At 37.0% G+C, this 2,251-nt stretch carries 4 protein-coding genes; all 4 read left to right on the forward strand.

What is annotated here, in order from left to right:
* Positions 1–353: hypothetical protein (locus AB6E51_RS24190; protein WP_372127336.1), on the forward strand; the 353-nt coding region annotated here is incomplete at its 5' end.
* Positions 354–432: 79 nt separating this feature from the next.
* Entirely contained in the window at positions 433–768 is a 336-nt protein-coding gene (locus AB6E51_RS24195) for a type I restriction endonuclease subunit M (protein ID WP_102332426.1), read from the forward strand.
* A gap of 54 nt (positions 769–822) precedes the next feature.
* Positions 823–1,257 (forward strand): lytic transglycosylase domain-containing protein, encoded by a 435-nt coding sequence (locus AB6E51_RS24200; RefSeq protein WP_102332425.1) that lies wholly within the window; start codon positions 823–825, stop codon positions 1,255–1,257.
* Positions 1,258–1,826: 569 nt separating this feature from the next.
* Complete coding sequence (locus tag AB6E51_RS24205; RefSeq protein WP_102332424.1) at positions 1,827–2,186, forward strand: hypothetical protein; 360 nt, start codon at positions 1,827–1,829, stop codon at positions 2,184–2,186.
* The last annotated feature ends 65 nt before the right edge of the window (positions 2,187–2,251 follow it).

Below are 2,251 nucleotides of genomic sequence, written 5' to 3' on the forward strand. Positions count from 1 at the left end.
AAACCGATTTATTCAATGAACTAGGCGCATTTTTCGCTTTCTCTAATCAACAGTTTAATGATGCCAAGAAAAAAGGCATTGAATATGTATCGCTTGGAATGGGAATGATTGTCCCAGAAAGTAACGCTAAAAATTTAGTGGTGCGTTTAGGTGAAATTCAAAAAGAGGGGATCAAAAAAGATATTGAAGAAAATGGAAAGCAAGCCATTATTCGCCGTGAGCTATTCAATCATGAATGTTTTTATACGAATGATATTTGTGATTGTGTTGATAAGCTCGAAGAATACGGCTATTCATACGATGATATTTATGAGGTATTTAATCATATTCGTAAAACAGAAGATGTGTATTAACCAAAAATAAAAAGCCTCAATATTTATTAGACGTAAATATTGAGGCATGTTCAAGTTAAGTAATATGAGGTAACATAAAATGAACACTTTGAATACTACTCCAAATCAAGAAGAAATGAAAGCACAACGTTATGTTTGTACAGCAATACCTTTTGAGTTAGGAGAGATAGTCATGACGCAAGGCATTGCTGAATTACTGGATAAAAATATTGGGGCAAGTTTACACATTTACTTAATGCGTCATAATAATGGGGATTGGGGTAATGTTTGTGCTGAGGATAAAATAACCAATGACGAAGCGGCCAAAACAGGCGAGCGTATTATATCTGAATACATACTGTGCGGTGAACGTATATGGATCATTACCGAGCGAGATAGAAGCGTAACAACTGTTTTACTACCGAGTGAATATTAATCACTTTCAATATGCGATAGAATGGAGTACACAACGGACTCCATTTTTTTGATTATGAAAAAATTATCTTTGCTATTGTTATTGTTCCCAACCGCTGCGGGCGCGTTCTGTTTTGATGAAGCCGGATCTCATTACAATGTTGATCCAAAATTGTTGCGTTCTATTGCTCAGGTCGAAAGCAGTCTTGATCCCAACGCTTACAATGAAAATAAAAACAGGTCGGGAAAAATTATAAGCCGTGATTTTGGGTTGATGCAAATTAACTCTAGTTGGTTCTCCCGACTCGCTGAATTTAACTTAAACAAAACGAATATTTATGAGCCGTGTTTTAATGTTTCATTAGGCGCATGGGTATTAAGCTCTAACTTTGCTACACATGGCTATAACTGGAACAGTGTCGGGGCATATAATGCCGGATTTTCTAAACGCACCGAAAACGCTAGAAAAATATACATCCAAAAAGTACAAAAAGTTTATTACCAACCGTAATTAAAATTAGCAGCTATGCACCATTGTGGTGCGGTGCTGACTATCTCAAACTCTTCCTTTTCCGCTTTCCATCCCTCTCAATATTTACATTATCACCCTTGATTCAATCGCCAACGGTTCGGCTTTTGCTCTCGTTGTTCCTAGAGCACCACCCAAAAACACAAAACAAACGGAAGTTCATTGGAGTTGATCGTCACTTCTTTAGAATCATCCACACACCTCGCTAAATCGAAAATCGATTTAAATGGTTGTCTGTAAAAATATAAAACCAATAGAAACAAGAGCTTAAAACCTTCCCAACCATTAAAAGTAACCTCAAAAAAATTTTCAAAATCTCAACTAATTAGCCGCTGAAATCTCAATTGGTAAATATGCAATCTCAATTAAATGGCATTTATCCCTTTTGTAGTAAGGCTCTGCGGGGTGTTTAAATGGGTTTTAAATGAGTTGTCATTCAATTCTTATTTATCCCTTTTGCAGTAAGGTTTAAAGTGGGTGTTTTGTTGATTGCTTCAATGTGATTATATTGATATATTATTGAGATTCATTGAACTAAAAAGGAGAGGATAATGGCCCGCTCTTACCCTTTACAAAGCACTTTACGCGGCAAGTTAGAGCAAGACTTCATTAAATTTAGAGATCAGGAGCGTCTGAGTGATTCTGAAGCTACTCGTCAACTGTTGACGTTAGCACTGCGTATTAAGCTCAACGATAGTGACGATGGTAGACCGTCGAATCGAGAGTTGATGGAAGAGATTTATCGTGTGGTTCGCAACACATCAGCGGTCAGTGATGTGACTCATGGTCAAACCTTTGATGGTGAAAAACTATTTCGAGTCAAAGACGAAGCGAAAACATTTAGGCAACAAGTTAAAGCCGATGTTAATAACAAAGTGGATACCTTTCTTGCAGGCGAAAAAAAAGGATAGCCTGTTAGGGCTATCCTTTTTATTGTTTTATCTTTCTAATTCCCGCTCGATTTCTCGACCCATCG

Source organism: Vibrio sp. 10N.247.311.47 (genome assembly GCF_041467535.1).
Taxonomy (GTDB): Bacteria; Pseudomonadota; Gammaproteobacteria; order Enterobacterales; family Vibrionaceae; genus Vibrio; species Vibrio crassostreae_C.

Coding starts and splice junctions, on each gene's coding strand:
- AB6E51_RS24200 (WP_102332425.1), top strand. CDS start 823: ATGAAAAAATTATCTTTGCTATTGTTATTGTTCCCAACCGCTGCGGGC.
- AB6E51_RS24205 (WP_102332424.1), top strand. CDS start 1,827: ATGGCCCGCTCTTACCCTTTACAAAGCACTTTACGCGGCAAGTTAGAG.
- AB6E51_RS24195 (WP_102332426.1), top strand. CDS start 433: ATGAACACTTTGAATACTACTCCAAATCAAGAAGAAATGAAAGCACAA.